The sequence below is a fragment of the Alcaligenes sp. 1735tsa3 genome (assembly GCF_024134565.1).
GTDB lineage: Bacteria > Pseudomonadota > Gammaproteobacteria > Burkholderiales > Burkholderiaceae_B > Alcaligenes > Alcaligenes phenolicus.
Map to the genome: position 1 here is coordinate 4,134,492 of NZ_CP099862.1, position 21,208 is coordinate 4,155,699.

At 56.8% G+C, this 21,208-nt stretch carries 15 protein-coding genes; 10 read left to right on the forward strand and 5 right to left on the reverse strand.

Annotation, left to right across the window (positions count from 1 at the left end; all coding sequences use genetic code 11):
* Positions 1-94: 94 nt before the first annotated feature.
* From NIZ92_RS19020 to NIZ92_RS19040, 5 genes are all read right to left on the reverse strand, one after another.
* Positions 95-709, reverse strand: a complete 615-nt coding sequence (locus NIZ92_RS19020; protein ID WP_035269588.1) for a response regulator transcription factor — start codon at positions 707-709, stop codon at positions 95-97.
* 108 nt (positions 710-817) lie between these two features.
* Entirely contained in the window at positions 818-2,104 is a 1,287-nt protein-coding gene (locus tag NIZ92_RS19025; protein WP_230940577.1) for an HlyD family type I secretion periplasmic adaptor subunit, read from the reverse strand.
* 71 nt (positions 2,105-2,175) lie between these two features.
* The gene (locus NIZ92_RS19030; RefSeq protein ID WP_336974702.1) at positions 2,176-4,359 is read right to left on the reverse strand and encodes a type I secretion system permease/ATPase; all 2,184 of its coding nucleotides are present in this window, start codon (positions 4,357-4,359) and stop codon (positions 2,176-2,178) included.
* Positions 4,343-4,564: a hypothetical protein gene (locus tag NIZ92_RS19035; protein ID WP_022983326.1), complete on the reverse strand. Its 222-nt coding sequence runs from the start codon at positions 4,562-4,564 to the stop codon at positions 4,343-4,345. Before NIZ92_RS19035 ends, NIZ92_RS19030 begins: the two co-directional genes overlap by 17 nt.
* Positions 4,565-4,607: 43 nt before the next feature.
* The gene (locus tag NIZ92_RS19040; protein WP_238441713.1) at positions 4,608-6,080 is read right to left on the reverse strand and encodes a TolC family outer membrane protein; all 1,473 of its coding nucleotides are present in this window, start codon (positions 6,078-6,080) and stop codon (positions 4,608-4,610) included.
* 894 nt (positions 6,081-6,974) lie between these two features.
* Between NIZ92_RS19040 and NIZ92_RS19045 the strand changes: the two genes are divergently transcribed.
* From NIZ92_RS19045 to NIZ92_RS19090, 10 genes are all read left to right on the forward strand, one after another.
* Positions 6,975-8,402, forward strand: a complete 1,428-nt coding sequence (locus tag NIZ92_RS19045) for an NAD-dependent succinate-semialdehyde dehydrogenase (protein ID WP_226349457.1) — start codon at positions 6,975-6,977, stop codon at positions 8,400-8,402.
* A gap of 100 nt (positions 8,403-8,502) precedes the next feature.
* A complete protein-coding gene (locus NIZ92_RS19050; RefSeq protein WP_164837990.1) occupies positions 8,503-9,162 on the forward strand; it encodes a TetR/AcrR family transcriptional regulator in 660 nt (219 codons plus the stop codon).
* A 211-nt stretch (positions 9,163-9,373) separates the two neighbouring features.
* Entirely contained in the window at positions 9,374-11,719 is a 2,346-nt protein-coding gene (locus NIZ92_RS19055) for an acyl-CoA dehydrogenase (RefSeq protein ID WP_026484842.1), read from the forward strand.
* Positions 11,716-13,011 carry an acetyl-CoA C-acetyltransferase gene (locus NIZ92_RS19060; protein WP_022983329.1) on the forward strand — a complete coding sequence of 432 codons (1,296 nt, stop codon included), beginning with the start codon at positions 11,716-11,718 and terminating at the stop codon, positions 13,009-13,011. Before NIZ92_RS19055 ends, NIZ92_RS19060 begins: the two co-directional genes overlap by 4 nt.
* Positions 13,008-14,951, forward strand: a complete 1,944-nt coding sequence (locus NIZ92_RS19065) for a 3-hydroxyacyl-CoA dehydrogenase NAD-binding domain-containing protein (protein WP_254002456.1) — start codon at positions 13,008-13,010, stop codon at positions 14,949-14,951. The genes NIZ92_RS19060 and NIZ92_RS19065 overlap by 4 nt, the downstream gene beginning before the upstream one ends.
* 125 nt (positions 14,952-15,076) lie before the next feature.
* A complete protein-coding gene (locus NIZ92_RS19070) occupies positions 15,077-16,402 on the forward strand; it encodes an OmpP1/FadL family transporter (RefSeq protein ID WP_254002457.1) in 1,326 nt (441 codons plus the stop codon).
* Between the two features lie 9 nt (positions 16,403-16,411).
* Positions 16,412-16,930: a DUF4442 domain-containing protein gene (locus NIZ92_RS19075; protein WP_026484839.1), complete on the forward strand. Its 519-nt coding sequence runs from the start codon at positions 16,412-16,414 to the stop codon at positions 16,928-16,930.
* A gap of 19 nt (positions 16,931-16,949) precedes the next feature.
* A complete protein-coding gene (locus tag NIZ92_RS19080) occupies positions 16,950-17,522 on the forward strand; it encodes a chalcone isomerase family protein (protein ID WP_026484838.1) in 573 nt (190 codons plus the stop codon).
* A 23-nt stretch (positions 17,523-17,545) separates the two neighbouring features.
* Complete coding sequence (locus NIZ92_RS19085; protein ID WP_254002458.1) at positions 17,546-19,210, forward strand: AMP-binding protein; 1,665 nt, start codon at positions 17,546-17,548, stop codon at positions 19,208-19,210.
* A gap of 154 nt (positions 19,211-19,364) precedes the next feature.
* Positions 19,365-21,197, forward strand: coding sequence for an assimilatory sulfite reductase (NADPH) flavoprotein subunit (locus NIZ92_RS19090; protein ID WP_035269574.1), 1,833 nt, complete (start codon positions 19,365-19,367; stop codon positions 21,195-21,197).
* Positions 21,198-21,208: the final 11 nt, after the last annotated feature.

Consider the following 21,208-nt stretch of genomic DNA (forward strand, 5'->3'; position numbering starts at 1 on the left):
TCCGCTAGTCGATATTGGCGTCGCCGCCAGTTCGCTGTTTTATTTATTGTTATTGACCTTACTTAACAATACGAACGGGACGGCGAGCAGGGGTTTAGGCTATGCCGTGTACTTTTAGCGCCAACATCAAACGATCTGTTACATCCAGCTTTTCAAAAACCGCCTGCAGATGGGCGCGAACCGTTCTCTCGGTGATGCCCAAGTCCTTTGCAATCAGCTGATTGGAGTGGCCCAGCGAGGCGCGTTGCGCAACCTCGACTTCACGGCTGGTCAGGGTGCTTTCCCAGCCCGCCTTGGGTTCCAGACGACGGGTAACGTCGCTAAGCAAACGGCTCAGCAAGGACTCCCCAACCCAAACCTGCCCGCTAGCCACGTGGTCCAGCGCCTGCACCAGCAAAGGCGACGAGCTGTAGGCGTGAATGTAACCACGAGCCCCCAGGGCCAGTACGGCCTGACCTTCGCTATCCAAAGGACGTGGGCTGGCGACAATAATCTTCATGCCCTGCACAGCCTTGGACCATTGGGGATGATTCCACAAAGCCAGGGCACTATCGACCACCACCAGATCACGCTGCTGTTGTTTCCAACGCAATAAATCGTCCATGCCCTGCCCTCTGGCGGGCAGCCAGGTGACCGAATCCAGATGACGCCAATGCTGCCACAACGCCTCATCGGCAGTCAGAAATAAAACCGAATTTACTTGTCGCATACCGCTTTTCCCTTACTGGTAACACGAGCTATATGCCATCAGCTCTTGGTCTGACTCGGGTGTTACACCTCTATCGTCAGCGCTACTCCCCCAACGGACCAATCAGCCTTAACGCTCTCTGAATGCGTTGGATCTGGCCCTGAGAATAGGTTTGAGTAAGTACTGCATAACAGTCCGCTTGCCAGTCATGATGTGCACTTCGGCCACCATACCGGGCAAGATTGGACGGTTATCGTCACCGACATACACCGTGTCCGTACGTACTTTAGCTATATAGAATGAATTGCCTTTTTCATCGGTAATGGTGTCGGCACTGGTCTGTTCCAGCACACCGGGCAAGCCGCCATAAACAGCAAAGTCATAGGCGGTGAATTTGACCTCGGCAGTCTGGCCTGAGTGCAGAAACCCGATATCGCGCGGATTAATACGCACTTCCAACAGCAGGGTGTCGTCAGTAGGCACGATTTCCAGAATGTCTTTACCGGGCTGCACCACACCGCCGACCGTATTGGCAGACAGGGTCTTGATGGTGCCGCGCACGGGCGAGCGCACTTCAGCCAGGCGCACACGGTCGGCCAGGGCACGTTGGCCTTGCTCCAGGGAAGCCAGCTTGGCACGTGTTTCAGCCAGTTCGGTACGGGCCTGATTGCGGAAGGTAATTTCCACTTCACCAATCCGGTTCTGGGCTTCCTGAATCGAGGCCTGAATACGGCTGATCTGTGCCGTGGCCGCTTTTTGCTCACCGCAGTAACGAGCCACATCACGCTGCAGGCGCAGCAAATCCACTTCGGACACCGCCCCACTTTTGAGCAAAGGACGTGTCATTTGCAGTTCTTGCGAGGTCAGCCCGCAACTGGACGCGGCCTGATCACGATTGGCCTGCGTCTCACGCAATTCTTGTTGACGCTGGTTCAGCTGTTCCTGAGCCACCGAAATATTGGAGCGCAGCTCTTCGGTACGAGCCTGCCAGACGCGGCGTTCCATTTCTGCCAGATCAGGGGCTTTTTCCAGCACTTCACTGGGCATATCAAAGGGCTGATCGGCAGCAATCGCTTCCAGTCGAGCTGCCTTGGCCATCAAGGACAAGGACTCGGCTTCGTTCTCGCCCAAGGAGGACGAGGCACGGGTAGGATCGATACGCAACAGCACTTCGCCCGCTTCCACGGACTGGCCAGGGCGTACCAGAATTTCTTCCACCACACCGCCGTCCAGACTTTGCACAATCTGGACCTGGCGAGATGGCACAACCTTGCCCTCGCCACGCACCACTTCATCAATGCTGGCAAAACTGGCCCAGACAATCAGCAGGCTGATGGCCAGCAAGGTCAACCAGATCAGCAGCGTGGAACCCCGTACATCTTGGTAACGAGCCGTCCACGATGCGTTTTTGAGCATATTGCTACCAGGAGGTGGGGAATTGGTGTCCTGGAGTTGCGCACGCACCCAATTGGTCAGGTTCTTTATTTTCATGCTGCACTCCGGGCCTTACCAATCTGCCCACTACGCAAGGCGGCAATGACCTGATCCTTAGGACCATCCGCCACAATACGCCCCATATCCATCACGATCAGGCGATCCACCAGCTCCAGCAAGGCGGTGCGGTGGGTCACCAGCACAACTGTCTTGCCCTCACATTCTTTATGCAGGCTGCGACGCAGGGCCGATTCGCTCTGGTTATCCATATTGCTGCTGGGTTCATCCAGCAACAGAATGGACGGGTTACCGATCAAGGCACGAGCCACAGCGATAGCCTGACGCTGACCACCCGAGAGGGATTCGCCGCGTTCGCCAATCATCATGTCGTAGCCATCAGGATGGCGTCGTGCGAAATCATCCACCCCGGCCTGACGAGCCGCTGCCAACATTTGATCGTCAGTTGCGTAAGGCGTGCCCATCAGCAAATTGTGTTTCAAAGTGCCATAGAACAGCGTGGGGTCCTGCGAGACATAGCCCATGGAGCGACGCACGTCTGCCGGGTCAATCTGCTGGCTATCAATTCCGTCCAGCACAACGGTGCCGCCCGTCGGTTTGTACAGACCCAGGATCAGCTTGGACAAGGTGGTTTTGCCGGAGCCAATACGGCCGATAATCCCTATCTTCTCGCCAGCCTTCAAGGAAAAACTGACCTTATCCAGCACGTTCTGGGTTGTGCCGGGATAGCTGAAACTGACGTTGCGAAACTCGATAGAGCCTTCCAGATAAGGACGCGGCACAAAGTGACGCTCTTCCGGATGCTCTACCGGCATATTCATGTACGAATCCACCGAACCCAGGGAGGTACGGGCATTCTGATACTGCATCATCAAGCCAGCCACCTGCCCCAAAGGAGCCAGGCAACGGCCTGCAATCATGGAGGAAGCAATAATGCCCCCCATGGACAATTTGGTTTCCTGAACCAGATACACCCCGATAATCACCACGCTGATGGTGACCATCTGCTGCAGCATCTGCACCGTGTTTACGGTCAGGGTGGAAGTCATCTTGATACGCGCACCCTGACGAGCCAGGTACTCGGTGGACTGCTCCCAGTCGCGCTGCGCATTGCTTTGCGCATTCAGGACCTTCAAGGTTTCCATACCAGCCAGGGATTCGACCAGGCCGGCGTTACGCTGGGCAGCAGCCTGGAAGGTCTGTTTGGTCAGGCGTTCCATACGTGCCTGAGCAAACCAGGAAATACCCAGAATGATCACAATGGCCACAACGGGCGGGATCAGCATCCAGGGCGAGATCCAGGCCAGCACAGCCAAAAACAGCAGCACAAATGGCAAATCGACCAGTGTCGTCAAACTGGCCGAAGCGATAAAGTCGCGCACCGATTCAAAAGAGCGCAGATTGGCAGCAAAAGAGCCCACCGACGGCGGTCGGTTCTCCATGCGCAAGTCCAGCACCCGCTCCATAATCCGCGCAGACAACTGAATATCCACCCGTTTGCTGGCAGCATCAACTACATAGGCTCGCACACTGGAGAGCACCATGTTCATGACCAGCACCAGCCCAATCCCAATCGACAGCACCCACAGGGTTTCAATCGCTTTGTTGGGAACCACCCGGTCGTACACGTTCATGGTGTAGAGCGGAATGGCCAGCGCAAACAGGTTGATCAGCAAGGCAGCGCCAATGGCGTCGCGATACAGACGCCAGTTTTGCACTACGGCTGTCCAGAACCAGTGTTTGCCCTTCATGGGGGCCACACCATCTTTGGCACGCGCTTCGACGCGGAAATCCGGCTGCACCACGGCCAACAGCCCGGAGTACTGCGCTTGCAGATCTTCCAGGCTGATTTCGCTGGGGCTACCACTTTCCGGGAAATGCACCCGGGCACGTTCTTCTTCCAGCCCCAGCAACACACATGCCCGGTTATTGTTCAGCAACAAAATAACCGGGAACAGATTGGTGTCGAGTTCGGTAAAGGCGCGACGCCATACTCGGGCCGTGCAATGACCACGCGCGGCCGCTCGACTGAGCAAGGCAGGCGTCAAACGCCCACGCTGCAACGGCAAGCCTGCAGACAAGTGCTGCGGCGTGCAAGGATTACCGTGGATACGGGTAATCTCTGCCAGGCAGGTCAGAAGAGGATCATCATGCGTCAGATGAGGCGGGATACTGTATTGCCCGCTTGCTTGTGTCGTGCTGTCAGATGAGTGGTTCATCGTCATTAATCAAATCCAGCGAATCCCGCAGGCGTTGACGGGTACGTTTGCGCTCGTTCAATTTGGCCAAGGCCTGGGGAGGCAGATCAGTCATACGAAGCACACCGTTAGCAACCAGTGCGTCAATCAAATCCTCCAGCACTCGGATAAAACTGGCATCCGAGACTGAGAGCTCTTGTTTGTAGTCATCTTCGTTCTGACTCATACGTGCCTCCCTTCACTATCCAATAACGCCAAGAAGCAGCTACTTACAGCCCGGCTGGTTTCTCGCGCAGGACTGGCGGAGCCATACCGTCGCGGTAATCAACAGAAACCGGGGTCAGGTTGCTGGTATCTGGAACAGGCGTCATACATGCCTTGAATGCCTCTTCGGGGAAGTCCAGCTTGGCGGCTTCTTCAGGCTGCTCCGAGTAAGGCTGGGACAGGCCAACCGCCGACACCAGACGGTGCGACAAGGTCAACCAACGGTATTCGGCTTGTTGCAGGTCGTAAGTGGCATTGGCCAGAGCGCGACGCGCATCAAACAGTTCGTTTTCCGTATCCAGCAAGTCCAGCAAGGAGCGCTGACCGATCTGGAACTGCTGCATGTAAGCAACGCGAACCTTGGACGTAGCCAGCTCGTGTTGTTTCAGGAATGGCAACTGAGCACGCAGGCGCTCGATGTTGTTCCAGGCCACGGCCAGATCCTGCTGTACGTTGCGGCAGGTGTAATCGCGCACGTCGCGGGCAGCGTACTGCTGAGCTGTGGTTTGACGGATGCGAGCAGCATCGGCACCACCACGGAACAGGTTGTACGACAGCATCAACTGCACGTTGCTGCTTTGCGAGTTGCGGTATGCGGAACCGGGAGGATCATTCTTGTCCTTGCCTGTCGCAGCACGGAATTCCAAAGTAGGCGACATGCGGCCTTGAGCCACGTGTTTGCCCGACTCAGCAGCTTGATACAAAGCCTGCTTGGCCAGAATCACGGGGCTGGTGCGCAAGGATGGCAAGAAGTCGGTGGTATTGGCAGGAATCGACTCGCTCAGGCTAGGGGCCGCTTGCATGACTTCAGGAGCAGCCACACCCACAATGCGACGGTAGCGTTGCAGCACGTCGTTCAGGTTGCCGGCCTCGGTCATCATGTTGCTTTGAGCCAGGGACTGGCGGCCATAAGCCTGTTCCAGGTCCACACCACGGCCCACGCCGGATGCCGAACGTTCCTGAATCTGGCTCAGGATGTTCATGTGCATGCCGTAGTTTTCACGGGCCAGCTTTTCCATTTCGCGGTAACGCAGCACATCAATGTGCGCGTTGGCCGCTTCCAGAGCCAGAGAATCTACCGAAGCCAGCAGCTCGTAGTAGGTAGCCAGTTTTTCGTAACCCAACTGACGAACCTGGTTGATCGAGGAGAAACCATCAAAAATCAACTGACGCAGTTGCAGGCTGTAGCCGCTGCGGGACCAGTCGGTAGACGGAGCACCGGAGGTGCTGCCACGCCACTCTTTGCCAACCCAACCCTGTGCATTGACCTCGGGCAACAAGGCGCCACGGCCAACGTTCTGACCTTCAAGCGCAGACTGGAAATCCTGGAAGCGAGCGCCAAGTTCAGGATTGGACATAATTGCCCGCTCAATACTGTCCTTGAAGCTCAAGCTGTTTTCCTGCTGGGCAAGCGCTGGTTGCGCCAGCAGTAGCGCTGTCAGCAGCGCACTTACCGTTAGAGTTTTCTTACCACGCACGTCGGCCTCCGTAAGATCCTGTGCCGCGTTCGCAACAGACGTCATTACGTCAGCGTTGCAACGCATTGCCAGATCAAATTTAAGTACAAAAATGAAAGAAGAATGGGTTCGGTGTGTCGCTCAAACAAAGCGAAAGAAACACCACCCGAGGGCCCAACACCTATGTATTGCACATGGGCTTTACATCTAAGACTGGCAAGTACATCGCCAGCCGCAGCAGTATGTTCATAATGGACCGGGGCAAGACAAGGCGGAGCTACAGGCTTCTGACCTGTATTCTTGGAGCATAACCTTGTGTCTGATTGTGACTTTTTACGTGACGCATAGTGAAACTCATCACGTAGATCACGGGACAAATTGTATCTTAGATTACAAGGGGCTTCGTGGACGACAATGTTAAAAATGATAAATAGCCTGTGATAAAAAAGGCAACAATACACTGAAATTAAACGATTTCGGGCGATTAGGCGCTTAAGCAATAACTGTTGCGCTTATCCCACGTGGCGCGATCGTTGGTAATAATCTACAAAAAACTTTCACCTTAATAAGCATTTAGGTTACATCAAGATAAAACCAGGTTATCACCAGGCGATAAAAATATTTTCATCGTTAAAAATATAACAATCGCTCACATTAAGAATGCTGCACTTGTAACGATTTCTTATTGCAGCTTGATGTCGGTTTTCATCTCTTTGTCAGGCCTTCAAAAAGAGATATGAAATCAAAAACTTATAACGGTTTCTTGAAGGGCTCCCTGTTTCGCGCCCGTTTGTAGCTTCTCTGAACAATCCGTTGCTGCAATATCCGCCGCCCACGCTTGTCCCGTTTCTGCTCGCCCGATACCATCGAACGGTACGTATTTAGTTAGCAACACAGACAACTTGGAGGCCGCTCATGTATCAACACCTGGCCCTGTATATCAATGGTCAATTTCTGGATGGACAAGGTCGCCAGACCCAGGCCGTCATCAATCCTGCCAATGGCAGCACCTTGGGCCAACTGCCGCTGGCATCCCAGGCGGATCTGGACGCGGCTCTGAACGCCGCCCAGGACGCGTTCAAAAGCTGGCGTCACAGCTCGCCCATGGATCGCAGCGCGATCCTGCGCAAGGTCGCGGAACTGTCGCGTGAACGCGCCCAGGAAATTGGCCGCAATCTGACACTGGACCAAGGCAAGCCCTTGGCCGAGGCGGTAGGCGAAATCATGTCCTGCGCAGACCATGCGGATTGGCACGCCGAGGAGTGCCGCCGTATTTATGGCCGCGTCATCCCCGCCCGCAACCCCAAAGTGCAGCAAATGGTTCTGCGCGAGCCCATCGGGGTCTGCGCCGCCTTTACGCCCTGGAACTTTCCCTACAACCAGGCCATTCGCAAAATCTGCGCGGCTATCGGTGCTGGGTGCACGATTATTCTGAAAGGCCCCGAGGACTCCCCCAGTGCGGTCATGGCTATTGCCCAAGCCTTTCATGATGCGGGCCTGCCTCCGGGTGTACTAAATATTGTCTGGGGTGTGCCACAGGAGGTGTCGGACTACCTGATCCGCTCGCCCATCGTGCGTAAAGTCTCCTTTACCGGATCTGTACCTGTAGGCAAGCAACTGGCTGCACTGGCCGGTGCCCATATGAAACGCATCACCATGGAATTGGGCGGTCACTCGCCTGTGCTGGTCCTGCCTGATGCCGATGTAGCCCGCGCTGCTCGTCAGCTTGCTCGTTTCAAAATTCGCAATGCTGGTCAGGTGTGCATTTCGCCCACGCGTTTTTATATCCACGACGACATCTACACTGCATTTGTGGACCGCTTCACCGAGGAGCTGGCTAATGTAAAAGTGGGCGATGGTCTGGACCCGGATACGCAAATGGGGCCCTTGGCTCACGAGCGCCGCCTGCCCATGATGCAAAAGTTTGTCGACAACGCCCGCTCTCTGGGTGGCAAAGTGTTGCTGGGAGGAGAACAGATCAAGCGCGATGGTTTCTTTTTCTCGCCCACAGTGCTGACGGATTTGCCCGACGATGCACTGGTCATGACCGAGGAGCCATTTGGCCCCATCGCCCCCTTGACGCGCTACAGCGATCTGGACGATGCCATCGCCCGTGCCAACAGCCTGCCCTACGGTTTGTCGGCCTATGCCTTTACACAATCCTTGCAAGACGCGCATCGACTGGGTACCGAACTGGAATCCGGTATGGTCAATATCAATCACTTCGGCAGTTCCCTGCCCGAGACTCCGTTTGGCGGCGTCAAGGACAGCGGCATTGGCAGCGAAGGCGGTACCGAAACCTTTGACGGATACTTAGTCACCAAATTTGTGACCCAGATCTAAGACTGGCTCCTGGCCCCGCTTTGCGGGGCTAGGGTGAACCCCTACTGTACTAACTGCGCATTCCCGTTACATTATTCAAACACTCGTTTGAAATTAGGAAATAACGGTGAAACGCTCTGATCGGACACAGTCCGCCATTCTCGATGCAGCCGAACATCTTTTCGCGCTGTATGGCCACGAAAATACCTCCATGCGCCAGATTACGGCGCAAGCCAAGGTGAACCTGTCGGCTGTCAATTATCACTTTGGCAGTAAAGACGGACTGACACAGGCCGTGTTCCAGCGCCGCCTGAACAGCATCAATCAAGAGCGCCTGGAAAAACTGGCATTTTATCGCCAGCAAGCCGGTGAAGGTCCTTTGAAAGCATCCCAGGTGGTGGATGCCTTTTTTGGCCCACTGATCCGCCTGGCGGGTTCAGGCAACGGCGCCCCACGCTCGTTTATTCCTTTGCCGGGGCAGGACCGCCCGGCGCCGCAGGATTTCATTCAGTCCATCTGTTGGGACGAACAAGTCGCCATCTTCCTGCCCTTCAAGCAGGCTTTGCATGAAGCTCTGCCTACCGTGCCTGAAGAAGAAATCATCTGGCGATTCCATTTCATGCTGGGTGCCACCTCTTATGCCTTGATGGGCACCCAATCACTGCGTCGGGCTTTGCAATTACCCCTTAGCGACAGCCCGGAAAGTGAGCAACAACTGCAACAGCGCTTGATGAGTTTCCTGCTGGGTGGATTACGAGCTCCTTTACCCGCCAGCACCTGAGCTGAACGGCCCTGACCACCAAGCTACACCACGGTGAACCGCGCCCCTCTCTTAGGGGCAGCAAGTCGAAGGTGCAGCATGAGGGGGGTTTACCGCCGGGTCGCTCCCAAAGCTCGGCGCCCCCGGTAAAAAGTGCCCCCTCGGGGGCAACAAGCCGAAGGCGCAGCGTGGGGGCCTTCTTCTTTTTTTTCTGAGCTAGTCCGGAGTTGCTATGTTTGTGACCTTGCTATTGATAGTGCTAGTGCTTGGCTGCGTCTACGTTCTCAAAAACCGGAATCTACGCACCAAGTGGCTAAGCCGCCCAATCTACCGCGCCTTTTCCAGCGTTCTGCCTGCCATGTCCCAAACCGAGCGCGATGCGCTGGAAGCAGGTACGGTCTGGTGGGAAAGTGAGCTGTTTCGCGGCAAACCCAACTGGAATACCCTGAGCTCTTATCCGGCCTACCGGCTCACCGATGAAGAGCGCCAGTTCATGGACAATGAAGTCAATGTGGCTTGCGCCATGATTGACGACTGGCAAGTCAGCCAGGAAGACTTCGACATGCCTGCCGAGGTCTGGAACTACCTGAAAGAAAACCGCTTCTTCAGCCTGATTATTCCCAAGGAATACGGCGGTCGCGGTTTTTCGGCGCAAGCGCACTCGGCGGTTGTCGCCAAGCTCTCCACCCGTAACTCGGCCTTGTCCGTCTCGGTCATGGTGCCCAACTCGCTGGGCCCGGCAGAACTGCTGCTGCACTACGGTACCGACGAGCAGAAACAACACTATCTGCCCCGCCTGGCTGATGGCCGTGACATTCCCGCTTTCGCACTGACCAGCCCTTGGGCCGGTTCGGACGCCGCCTCCATTCCTGACGTAGGGATTGTCTGCAAAGGCGAATGGGAAGGTCAGGAAGTGCTGGGCATGCGCGTCACCTGGGACAAACGCTACATCACCCTGGCTCCGGTTTGCACCTTGTTGGGTCTGGCCTTCCGCCTATATGACCCGGACGGTTTGCTGGGTGGCGAAAAAGACATTGGCATTACCTGCGCCCTGGTTCCAAGCGACCACCCCGGCGTGGACACTGGCCGTCGTCACTTCCCCTTGAACGCCATGTTCATGAACGGCCCCACCCGTGGCAAAGACGTGTTCATGCCGCTGGAGTTCATCATTGGTGGCCCCGCCATGGCTGGCCAGGGCTGGCGCATGTTGATGGAATGTCTGGCTGCTGGCCGCTCCATCTCTTTACCCTCCTCCTTTACTGGCATGGCCAAACTGACCAGCCGCGCCGTGGGTGGTTACTCCGCCGTGCGTACCCAGTTCCGCAGCGCCATCAGTAAATTTGAAGGCGTGGAAGAAGCACTGGCTCGCATTGCCGGCCATACCTACGCGATGGATGCCGCCCGCACCATGACGGCTGCTGCCGTGGACCTGGGCGAGAAACCTTCTGTCGTCTCGGCCATCGTCAAATACCACGTCACCGAGCGTGGTCGCATTGTGGTGAACGACGGTATGGATGTGATTGGTGGTAAAGGCATTTGCCTTGGCCCCTCCAACTTCCTGGGCCGGGCTTACCAGCAAATTCCCGTCGGCATTACGGTGGAAGGCGCCAATATTCTGACGCGCAGCCTGATCATCTTCGGTCAAGGCGCTATCCGTTGCCATCCTTTCATCCTTGAAGAGATGACAGCCGCCCTGAACCCTGACCGCGAAGCCGGTTTGCGTAAATTTGACCAGGCTTTCTGGGCACACATCCGCTACACACTGGCCAATACAGGCCGCTCCTTCTGGCTGGGCCTGGGTGGCTGGCGCTTGCTAAGTGGCCCTACCGGCACCTCCAAGGCCATGCACACCTACTACAGCCAGGCCAGCCGTTACAGTGCTGCTTTCTCCCTGCTGGCCGATGCCTCCATGCTGGTTCTGGGTGGTTCCCTGAAAATGCGTGAGCGCCTGTCCTCGCGTCTGGGGGATGTGCTGTCCGAGCTGTACATGCTAAGCGCCGTGCTCAAGCGTTACCAAGACGAAGGCCGTCAACAGGAAGATGCACCTCTGGCTCACTGGGCGGCTCAAGACGCCTTGATGCGTGCTCAACACGCTCTGGACAAAGTACTGGAGAACTTCCCGAACCGTCCTTTGGCGGCCGTACTGCGCTTCCTGGTCTTCCCTCTGGGTCTGCGCCGTCTGGGCCCTGATGACAAGCTGGACCACACTGTTGCCAAACTGTTGACCAAGCCCGGTGCCACTCGAGATCGCCTGACTTACGACACCTACTTGCCTGACGACGATATGGAACCCGTCGGTGCGATTGAAGCGGCCCTGCTGGCTTCGCTGAACACCCGCGATATTGACGCCAAAATCCGTCAGTTCGAGAAAAGCGGTCAATTGCAGGACAACCCCAAAGCCAACGTACGCGATCTGGCCGAAGCCGTCTTTCAGGCCGGTGGCATCACGGCTCAGGAATACGAGCAAATCCAGGCCCGCGACATCGTGCGCGATCGGGTTATTGCCGTTGATGATTTCCCCTTCGATTTGCGTCGGGAAAATCCTGCCGCTGAAGCCGCCAGTGGGAGCCAAGCATGAGTTTTCAACCGGTCTATATTATTGACGGCGCACGCAGCCCGTTTCTGAAAGCGCGTAATGCGCCCGGCCCCTTCTCTGCTGGAGATCTGGCCGTGCAAACGGGTCGCGAGCTGTTGCTGCGCCAACCCTTTGAGGCCCCGCAGCTAAGCGAGGTCATCTTGGGTTGCGCCGCCCCCTCGCCCGATGAAACCAATATCGGCCGGGTTCTGGGTCTGCGTCTGGGCACAGGTCACAAAGTGCCGGGCTGGACCGTGATGCGTAACTGCGCCTCGGGTATGCAGGCACTGGACTCGGGCGTACAGGCCATTCAAACCGGCCGCTCGGATCTGGTGCTGGCCGGTGGCGTAGATGCACTGTCTCACGCCCCCATCCTGTTCAGCGACGACATGGTGCGCTGGCTGGCCACCTGGGGCAAAGCGCGTAGCCTGGGTGCACGTCTGAAAGCGCTGCGCAGTCTGCGTCTGTCCTATCTGAAACCAGTGATCGGCCTGCTTAAAGGGCTGACGGATCCCGTCGTTGGCCTGTCCATGGGACAGACCGCTGAAATTCTGGCGCACGAGTTTGGTATCAGCCGTCAGGATATGGACGAGTTTGCAGCCCGCAGTCACCGTCTGGCTTTGCGTGCTCAACAAGAAAACGCTTTTGAAGAAATCGTGCCGTTAAGCGACACGCGCGGTAATAACTACCCGCAAGATGATGGCGTACGCGAAGACTCCACGCCCGAGAAGCTGGCCAAGCTGCGCCCAGTCTTTGATCCGCCTTGGGGCAATATCACGGCCGGCAACAGCTCCCAAGTGACTGATGGCGCTGCCCTGCTGATTCTGGCCAGCGAAGCCGCCGTCAAGGAACATCAGCTCAAACCCATTGGCCGCATTGTGGATGCGCAATGGGCTGGTCTGGACCCAGCCACCATGGGCCTGGGCCCTGTTTTCGCCGCGACGCCTATTTTGGAGCGCAACCGTCTGGCCCTAAATGGCCCGGACTTGTGGGAAATCAACGAGGCTTTTGCAGCACAGGTACTAGCATGTCGTGCTGCATGGGACAACCAGGAGTGGTGCCAAAAGCATCTGGGTCGTGATGCTTTGGGTCTGCTGGATATGGACAAGCTCAATGTGGACGGTGGCGCCATTGCGATCGGCCACCCGGTGGGTGCCTCCGGAGCCCGAATTGTGCTGCATTGCTTGAATGCCCTGCGTCGTCGCAACTTGCGTCTGGGCATGGCCGCTATTTGTATTGGCGGCGGACAAGGCGGTGCCATGCTGATCGAATCGCTGCAAGGAACTGAATCATGATGCCCGTCGCTACCCTGGATTTGCAAAACTTCACGCTGTACACGGACGATCAGCAAATTGCCTGGCTGAAAATCGATTGCGTGGGCAGCTCGGTCAATAGACTCTCGGCAGCCGTTCTGCAGGAGCTGAACCAGGCGCTGGACTACCTGGGCAGCCATCCTCCTAAAGCACTGATCATTTACTCCGGCAAAGCTGCCGGTTTTGTAGCCGGTGCGGACATTGACGAGTTTTCGGAACACAACAACAACCCTGAAAAGGGCTTGGCACTGGTCACACGCGGCTGGACCGTCTTCAACAAGCTAGCCAAGCAGAGCTACCCCACGTTGGCGCTGGTGCAAGGCCACTGCCTGGGCGGTGGTCTGGAGCTGGCCCTGGCATGCCGTTATTGCCTGGCCGTAGATCAGGACGATACACGCCTGGCTCTACCTGAAGTGATGCTGGGTATTTTCCCCGGTTGGGGCGGCATGTTGCGACTGCCTGAATATATAGGCCCTGCCGCCGCCATGGACTTGATGCTGAGCGGCAAAAGCGTGGATGCCCGCAAGGCCGCCCGTCTGGGTATGGTCGATGCCTGCGTTCCCGTCCGTCTGGCCAAGCAAGCTGCTATCAAACAGGTGCTCAGTGGCAAGAAGCCGCGGCGCGCCAAGGGTCTGCCACGCTTGATGAATACCAAGCTGCTACGCCCCCTGGTTGCTAATCAGGTACGCAAGCAGTTGGCAAAGCGCGATCCCTATCAGCACTATCAGGCGCCCCGCGCCATCCTGGAGATCTGGGAAAAGCACAACGGCAATGCCTTGAAGGCTCCCGAACTGATCGAGCAAATCACCCGCTCGAACACCGCAGCCAATCTGCTGCGTGTCTTCCATTTGCAAGAGCGTCTGAAAAGCGTAGGCAAGCATTCGTCGACTCAGGAGATCAAGCATATTCACGTGGTCGGTGCTGGTGTCATGGGAGGCGATATTGCCGCCGTATGTGCGCTGAAAGGCATGCGTGTGACGCTGCAGGATCAGGACCGCAAGCGTATCGCCCAGGCACAAGGTCGTGCCGCCAAGCTGTTCCAGCGCCGTCTAAAAGACCGCAGACTGGTACAAGCTGCATTGGACCGATTGATCCCGGACCCGGACGGCCACGGCATCCCGTCGGCAGATCTGGTTCTGGAGGCCATCTTCGAGAACGCCGATGCCAAGCGCAGCCTGTACGCCACCATTGAGCCCTTGCTAAAGCCCGGTGCTGTGCTGGCAAGCAATACCTCCAGCCTGCCTTTATCCGAGCTCAGCCTGAACCTGATCAATCCGGAACGACTGGTAGGCATTCACTTCTTTAACCCGGTCTCTCGCATGCCCTTGGTTGAAGTGGTGGAAAGCGAGTTGCTGGCCCCGGAAGTGCGCAGCGTTGCCTACGCCTTTGTGAACCAGATTGGCAAGCTGCCCCTGCCCGTTAAAGACAGCCCCGGCTTTCTGGTCAATGCCGTCCTGGCTCCCTATATGTTGGAAGCCATGCGCTGCGTGGACGAGGGGCTGGACCCGGCCACCGTGGACAAAGCCATGGTGCAGTTCGGCATGCCTATGGGCCCGCTTGAATTGGCCGACACCGTGGGCCTGGATATTGCCCGTGATGCAGGTGCCCAATTAAGCCAGCAGGCGGCCATGCCAGCCTGCCTGAAAACCCATCTGGACCGCCAGGAACTGGGTCGCAAAACCGGCCAGGGTTTCTACACCTGGAAAGACGGCAAAGCCCAAAAATCTCCTGCGGGAACAGTCCCAAGCGGTCTGGCAGATCGCTTGATCAAACCACTTATCGAACAGACCGAACACCAGGTTCGCATCGGTGTTGTGGAGAACGACGATCTGGCCGATGCAGGCGTGATTTTCGGTACCGGCTTTGCGCCATTCAGAGGGGGCCCTCTGCATTACAAAGCAACACAAAAACAACGCAATTAGTTCGGATTGGCACAAATACCTATACGCCGATTGGCCTAGGTCATGCACCATAGAAAACAAACAGGTGTTTTAAAACTTGTCATAAGCCTCTGTCAGACGTCGCACCTATACCTTGGAGAAGAGACATGAAAAAGACGGTTGTAGCTTTGCGTACCATCCCCGCCTTGCTGATTCCTCTGGGAATGAGCATGGGAATGGGTCAAGCCCATGCGGCTGGTTTTAACTTGCTCGAACAAAATGCGAGCGGCCTGGGCAATGCCTACGCAGGCTCGGCCGCCATTGGTGAAAATGCCAGCACGATCTACTTCAACCCAGCTGGCATGACTCTGCTGCCCGAGACCAACTTCTCGGCTGGTATCAACGTCATTAAACCCACCTTCAAATTTTCGGATAAAGGCAGTACGGATCCCTTGGCATTGACAGGTGGGGCCAGCCGACCTGCAACGGGTGGATCAGGTGGCGATGCCGGTAAAGTCGCTCCTGTACCCAATATTTATCTGTCCCATCAACTCTCGCCGAAATGGTGGATCGGTTTGGGTATTGGTGTGCCCTTTGGTCTGACAACTGAATACGACGAAGGCTGGATTGGACGCTACCACTCCGAGAAATTCGCCATTGAAACCGTCAACGTCAATCCGTCGGTGGCTTACAAAGTCAACGATCAGTTGTCCTTCGGTGTGGGTGTGAACTGGCTGCACATTGATGCGGACTACCGTCTGGCTACCCCGGTTGGTTATCACCCGGCTTTGGGTCCACTGGACATGGACACCCGCGTCAAGATGAAGGGCGACGCCTGGGGCTGGAATGCCGGTTTGCTGTACCAAATTACCCCCAGCACTCGTTTGGGCGTTTCCTATCGCTCGCAAATCAAGGTCACGGCTGATGGCGACACCAAACTGCGCAACCGCAACGTGCCGGCTGGCATTCCTGCCCCCAACATCAATTGGGACGCAGAAGCCACCATCAAGCTGCCTGACACCGCCATTGTCAGCTTGGTGCACGACCTGAACTCGCGCTGGCAATTGCTGGCCGATGTGTCCTGGACAGGCTGGAGCAGCATCCCGCGTCTGACCATTGAAAACAGCGGCCCCGGTGCCAAGGATTCCGGTCTGGAACTGAAGTTCAAGGACGCATGGCGCGTCGCCCTGGGTGCGAACTACCACTACAACGAGCAGTGGACCTTCAAGGGTGGTATTGCTTGGGACCAATCCCCCGTTCGCGACAAGAACTACCGCCCAACCGCTCTGCCTGACAGCGATCGTTACTGGGTGTCCCTGGGTGCTCAGTATCGTGCCAGCAAGAACGCCACCTGGGATATCGGCTACACCCACTTGTTCCTGAAAAATACCGACATGAACAACAACACGGATCTGAAAGGTCGTGGTTTGACACGCGGTACCTACAAAAACAGTGGCGACATCCTGGGCGTGCAGTTCAGCTATCGCTTCTAAGGATGCACTATGGCCCGCAGTCGCCGCATGGAGCTGCTCGCACGCCTACCCCCCACATGGCGTGCGCGCTTTTTGCAGCTGGGCTTTAACTGGCACCCCGCCTTCCGGGCAACCGGCGGGCGGGTCCACAAAGTTTCAGCGAACTTGCAACACATCGTCGTACGCCTGCCATTGCGTCGTCGCACTCGCAACATCAATGGCTCTTTATTTGGCGGCTCCCTGTTTGCCATTACAGACGGCGTGCACGCCACCATGCTTCTGGCTGGGCTGCAACGCCATGTGATTGTCTGGGACAAGAATGCAGAGATTCAGTATCGCCGCCCCGGCTACCAAACTCTGTACGCCAATTTTCAGATCAATCCAGATGAACTGGACGCAATACGAGGACAGCTAGACCAATACCACGAGGCTGAAGCCACATTTACCGTGCAGATCCAGGACCCCGAAGGCCAGATCTACACCACGGTGGAACGCACCATCTATATCGCCGACGCCCACTTCTACAAGCAGAAATCACAATCACGCTAATTTGCCGGAGGACCGCTTCATGTTTACCCCCCGCTGTGCCGCCCTGATTTTAAGTCTGTCCCTGGGGCTACCCGCCGCCCAGGCCGCGACTGTTGCGAATGTCACCGTGCCAGACACGGTCACCGTCGAGCAGCAAAGCCTGAAACTGAATGGGGCAGGCCTGCGCAAGAAAGTTGTTTTTGATGTGTACGTCGCCGCCCTGTATACCGCTTCGCCTTCCCAGGATGCCGAGGCCATTATTCAATCCCCCGGACCGCATCAGATCCGGCTGGTCCTCAAACGCGACCTGGATGCCCAAACCCTGATCGATGCCCTGAAAGACGGCATTCACAGCAACCTGACTGATCCTGAAAAACAAGAACTGGACCCGGTCATCAAGCAATTTGAAGACTTGATGCGCCAGGTGGGTGAAGCCAAGGAAGGCGACGTTGTGGTGCTGGACATGCACACCCCTCAGGTCAAGATCCTGTTCAACGACAAGACGCTGGGCGAGCTCTCTCACCCTGATCTGACCCCTGCTTTGTTGAAAATCTGGCTAGGCAAGAAGCCTGCCCAAGAATCGCTCAAAAAGGCCCTGCTGGGATTGTCTTGAACCTACACGCCTCGGAGCGCTTCATGGATAAAGTCTGGCTGCAGAACTACCCCGCCGGTATTCCTGCCACTATCGAAGATCAGGCCCAGCAGTACTCTTCCTTGCTGGATGTATTTGAACAAAGTTGTACCGAGTTCGCGCAGCGCACTGCCTATATCAGCATGGGCAAACGCATGAGCTACCGCGAACTGTCGACCAATGCCTTGGCCCTGGCCAGCTGGCTGCAAAGCCAAGGCGTGAAAAAAGGCGACCGTGTCGCCCTGATGATGCCCAATATGCTGCAGTACCCCATCAGTCTGTATGGGGTGTTGCGCAGCGGGGCCACCATTATCAATACCAACCCGCTGTATACGGCCCGTGAACTGCGCCACCAGCTGCAAGACAGCGGCGCAGAAACCATCATCATTGCGGAGAACTTTGCCCACGTGCTGCAGGAAATCCTGCACGAAACACCCATCAAGCGAGTCATTGTGACCAGCGTGGGGGATTGTCTGGGCGGCTTCAAGGGCTGGCTGGTCAATCAAGTGGTGCGCCACATTAAAAAAGGTGTGCCTGCCTGGTCCTTGCCTGGCTCCGTCTCTTTCAAAGCCGTACTGACACAGGGCCGAGGCCGGGCACCGGCCCCGGTCAAGCTGACCCACGATGATATTGCCTGCCTGCAATACACCGGGGGCACGACGGGCGTTGCAAAAGGGGCCATCCTGACCCACGGCAATCTGGTTTCAAACCTGAGCCAGGCCCTGTCCTGGATTCGCCCCTATTTGAAAGAAGGCCAGATCGACTGCGTTGTTACTGCCCTGCCGCTCTACCATATCTTCGCTTTCACCGCGAACCTGCTGGTGTTTCTGCGTCTGGGTGCGGAGAACCTGTTGATCATTAACGCACGCGACATTCCCTCCATGATCAAGGACATGTCCAAGCTGCGTTTTACTGCCATTACGGGGGTGAACACACTCTTTAATGCCATGCTGAACAATGCCGAGTTCCGCAAGCTGGATTTCTCCTCGCTGCGCTTTACATTGGGTGGCGGTATGGCAGTGCAGGAAGTGGTCGCCAAGCGCTGGCTGGAAGCGACCGGCAAACCCCTGGCCCAGGCTTATGGACTGACTGAAACTTCACCAGCAGCCACGATCAATCCGCTGGATAAAAAAGAGTTCACTGGCTCAATCGGGCTGCCCGTTCCTTCTACCGACATACGCATACGCGACGAAAACCAGAACGACCTGCCGTTGGGCGAAACGGGCGAGCTATGCATTCGTGGGCCGCAAGTTACTCCCGGCTACTGGCAACGTCCCGATGAAACCGCCAAGGTCTTTGATCGCGACGGCTTTTTACGCACGGGCGATATTGGCTATATGGACGAGCAAGGTTATGTCTTCCTGCTGGATCGCAAAAAAGACATGATTCTGGTCTCGGGCTTTAACGTCTACCCCAATGAGGTGGAAGCGGTCGCCGCCCAGCACCCGGATATTGTCGAGGCCGCCGCCGTCGGTGTACCGGATGAAAAAGCAGGCGAAATCGTCAAGCTCTATGTCATCAGCCGTAATCCCGAGCTGACGGAAAAAGACGTGATTGCCTTTTGCCGCAAGGAGCTGACCGGCTACAAGGCCCCGCGTATTGTCGAATTCCGCGACGATCTGCCCCGCACCAATGTGGGCAAAATCCTGCGTCGGGAACTGCGTCCATAACACGTATTTCGCACGCGCTTAGACCAAGATGAAAGGGGCTTATGCCCCTTTTTCATTAACCGGAGTATTCATAAACAAATAAGAATCGGATCGTTCGTAGCCCTGATACCGCTCTTTAGAATGGGACAAACTATTTATATAAGCGAGTGTCAGAATGCACGCCCTGTCCCGCCTCTCGGAGTCCAATCGCACGGCGATTGCTCAAATTACCGACGAGCTCGATCCGCTGTCCCTGAACTGGCTGTCCGGCTATCTCGCGGGTGTCGCGCAAGTGCGCCACACCGGCCTTCCCGCTCAAGCGCCTGTTTCCCCTGAACTGTCGTTGGTGCCCGCCGCCGCTGCGCCCGCCCAACGACCTGCCACTATTGTGTTTGGCAGCCAGACAGGCAATGCCCAACGCGTCGCCGAAGCCTTTGCCCAACGCTGCGAAGCCGCCGGCATCCCCGTGCGCCTGCTGCGCGCCGATCGTTACCCCACGCGCGAGCTGAAAGAAGAGCGTCTGCTGTACGTCATTATCAGCACCCAGGGTGAAGGCGACCCGCCAGACGATTCCATCGCATTCTTCGAGTTCCTATCCGGCGCCCGTGCTCCCAAGCTGCCCGAGCTGAAATTCGGTGTGCTGGGTCTGGGTGATTCCAGCTATCCCCTGTTCTGTGGGATCGCGGAAAAGATTGATCAACGTCTGCTGGCGCTGGGTGCGGAACGCATTCTGGACGCAGGGCTGGCTGATCTGGATATTGATACGGTCGCCGCCCCCTGGCAGGACAAAGCCTTTGGTTTTCTGGAAACGGATCACAAGGCCCACGCCGCTGCGGCCGTTCCTGCCGCCCAATCCAGCAACGTTACGGTGCTGGAAACCCAGACCCGCAGCAGCTTCACCCGCGACAATCCATTCCAGGCCACCGTGCTGCAAAGCCAAAGCATTACGGGCCGCGACAGCACCCGCAACATCTATCACTACGAGTTGTCGCTGGAAGGCAGTGGCCTGAAGTACCAACCCGGTGATGCATTGGGTGTCTGGCCTACACAAAACGCCAAGCTGGTCGAAGCAGTTATCCAGACGTTGAAGCTGGACCCTCAAGAGACCGTCACCATTCAGGACAAGTCACACACGCTGCAAGAGTGGCTTAGCCATTACCGCGAGCTGACACAACTGACCAAACCTTTCCTGGTGGAACTGGCCAAGCGCAATAGCGATGCCGTGCTACAGACAGCCGTAGGCCCAGAAGGTTTGAGCACTTTGCAAGAGCTGCTGAAAACCCATCAAGTGCTGGACGTACTGGAGCGCTTCCCGGCCACCTGGAGCGCTGCCGAGCTGGTGCAAGCCTTGCGCCCTCTGGCACCCCGCATGTACTCCATCGCCTCCAGCCAGTCCGAGGTGGACGAAGAAGTACATCTGACCGTGGCCAATGTGCATTACCAATTCAACGAGCAGGATCGTTGGGGCGTGGCCTCCGACTATCTGGCCCGGCTGAACGAAGGCGATACCGTGCCTGTCTTTATCGACCCCAATACACGCTTCCGCCTGCCTGAAGATACCAGCCGTGACGTAATCATGATTGGTCCTGGCACCGGTGTAGCTCCTTTCCGCGCCTTTGTGCAGGAGCGCAGCGTTCAGGGTGGCGAAGGTCGCAACTGGCTGTTCTTTGGCAACCCGCACTTTCACTCCGATTTCCTCTACCAGACCGAATGGCAACGCGCCTTGCAGGACGGCCAGTTGCAACACCTGGATCTGGCCTTCTCGCGCGATCAGGAAAACAAGGTTTACGTCCAGCACCGCTTGCTGGAAAAAGCAGCCGAGGTCTATGCCTGGATTCAGGGCGGCGCCCACATTTATGTGTGCGGTGATGCCAACCAGATGGCCAAGGATGTACACCAGACCCTGCAGGAAATTGCCCGCCAGGAAGGTGGATTGGACGCAGACCAGGCTCGCAGCTGGTTGGAAGAACTCTCGGCGCAGGGCCGTTACGCCCGCGACGTTTACTGAGAAGCAAGGAC

Excerpts from the sequence above, each read along its gene's own strand:
- NIZ92_RS19020 (WP_035269588.1), bottom strand. The coding sequence starts at position 709 with ATGCGACAAGTAAATTCGGTTTTATTTCTGACTGCCGATGAGGCGTTG.
- NIZ92_RS19025 (WP_230940577.1), bottom strand. The coding sequence starts at position 2,104 with ATGCTCAAAAACGCATCGTGGACGGCTCGTTACCAAGATGTACGGGGT.
- NIZ92_RS19030 (WP_336974702.1), bottom strand. The coding sequence starts at position 4,359 with ATGAACCACTCATCTGACAGCACGACACAAGCAAGCGGGCAATACAGT.
- NIZ92_RS19035 (WP_022983326.1), bottom strand. The coding sequence starts at position 4,564 with ATGAGTCAGAACGAAGATGACTACAAACAAGAGCTCTCAGTCTCGGAT.
- NIZ92_RS19045 (WP_226349457.1), top strand. The coding sequence starts at position 6,975 with ATGTATCAACACCTGGCCCTGTATATCAATGGTCAATTTCTGGATGGA.
- NIZ92_RS19055 (WP_026484842.1), top strand. The coding sequence starts at position 9,374 with ATGTTTGTGACCTTGCTATTGATAGTGCTAGTGCTTGGCTGCGTCTAC.
- NIZ92_RS19060 (WP_022983329.1), top strand. The coding sequence starts at position 11,716 with ATGAGTTTTCAACCGGTCTATATTATTGACGGCGCACGCAGCCCGTTT.
- NIZ92_RS19065 (WP_254002456.1), top strand. The coding sequence starts at position 13,008 with ATGATGCCCGTCGCTACCCTGGATTTGCAAAACTTCACGCTGTACACG.
- NIZ92_RS19070 (WP_254002457.1), top strand. The coding sequence starts at position 15,077 with ATGAAAAAGACGGTTGTAGCTTTGCGTACCATCCCCGCCTTGCTGATT.
- NIZ92_RS19075 (WP_026484839.1), top strand. The coding sequence starts at position 16,412 with ATGGCCCGCAGTCGCCGCATGGAGCTGCTCGCACGCCTACCCCCCACA.
- NIZ92_RS19080 (WP_026484838.1), top strand. The coding sequence starts at position 16,950 with ATGTTTACCCCCCGCTGTGCCGCCCTGATTTTAAGTCTGTCCCTGGGG.
- NIZ92_RS19085 (WP_254002458.1), top strand. The coding sequence starts at position 17,546 with ATGGATAAAGTCTGGCTGCAGAACTACCCCGCCGGTATTCCTGCCACT.
- NIZ92_RS19090 (WP_035269574.1), top strand. The coding sequence starts at position 19,365 with ATGCACGCCCTGTCCCGCCTCTCGGAGTCCAATCGCACGGCGATTGCT.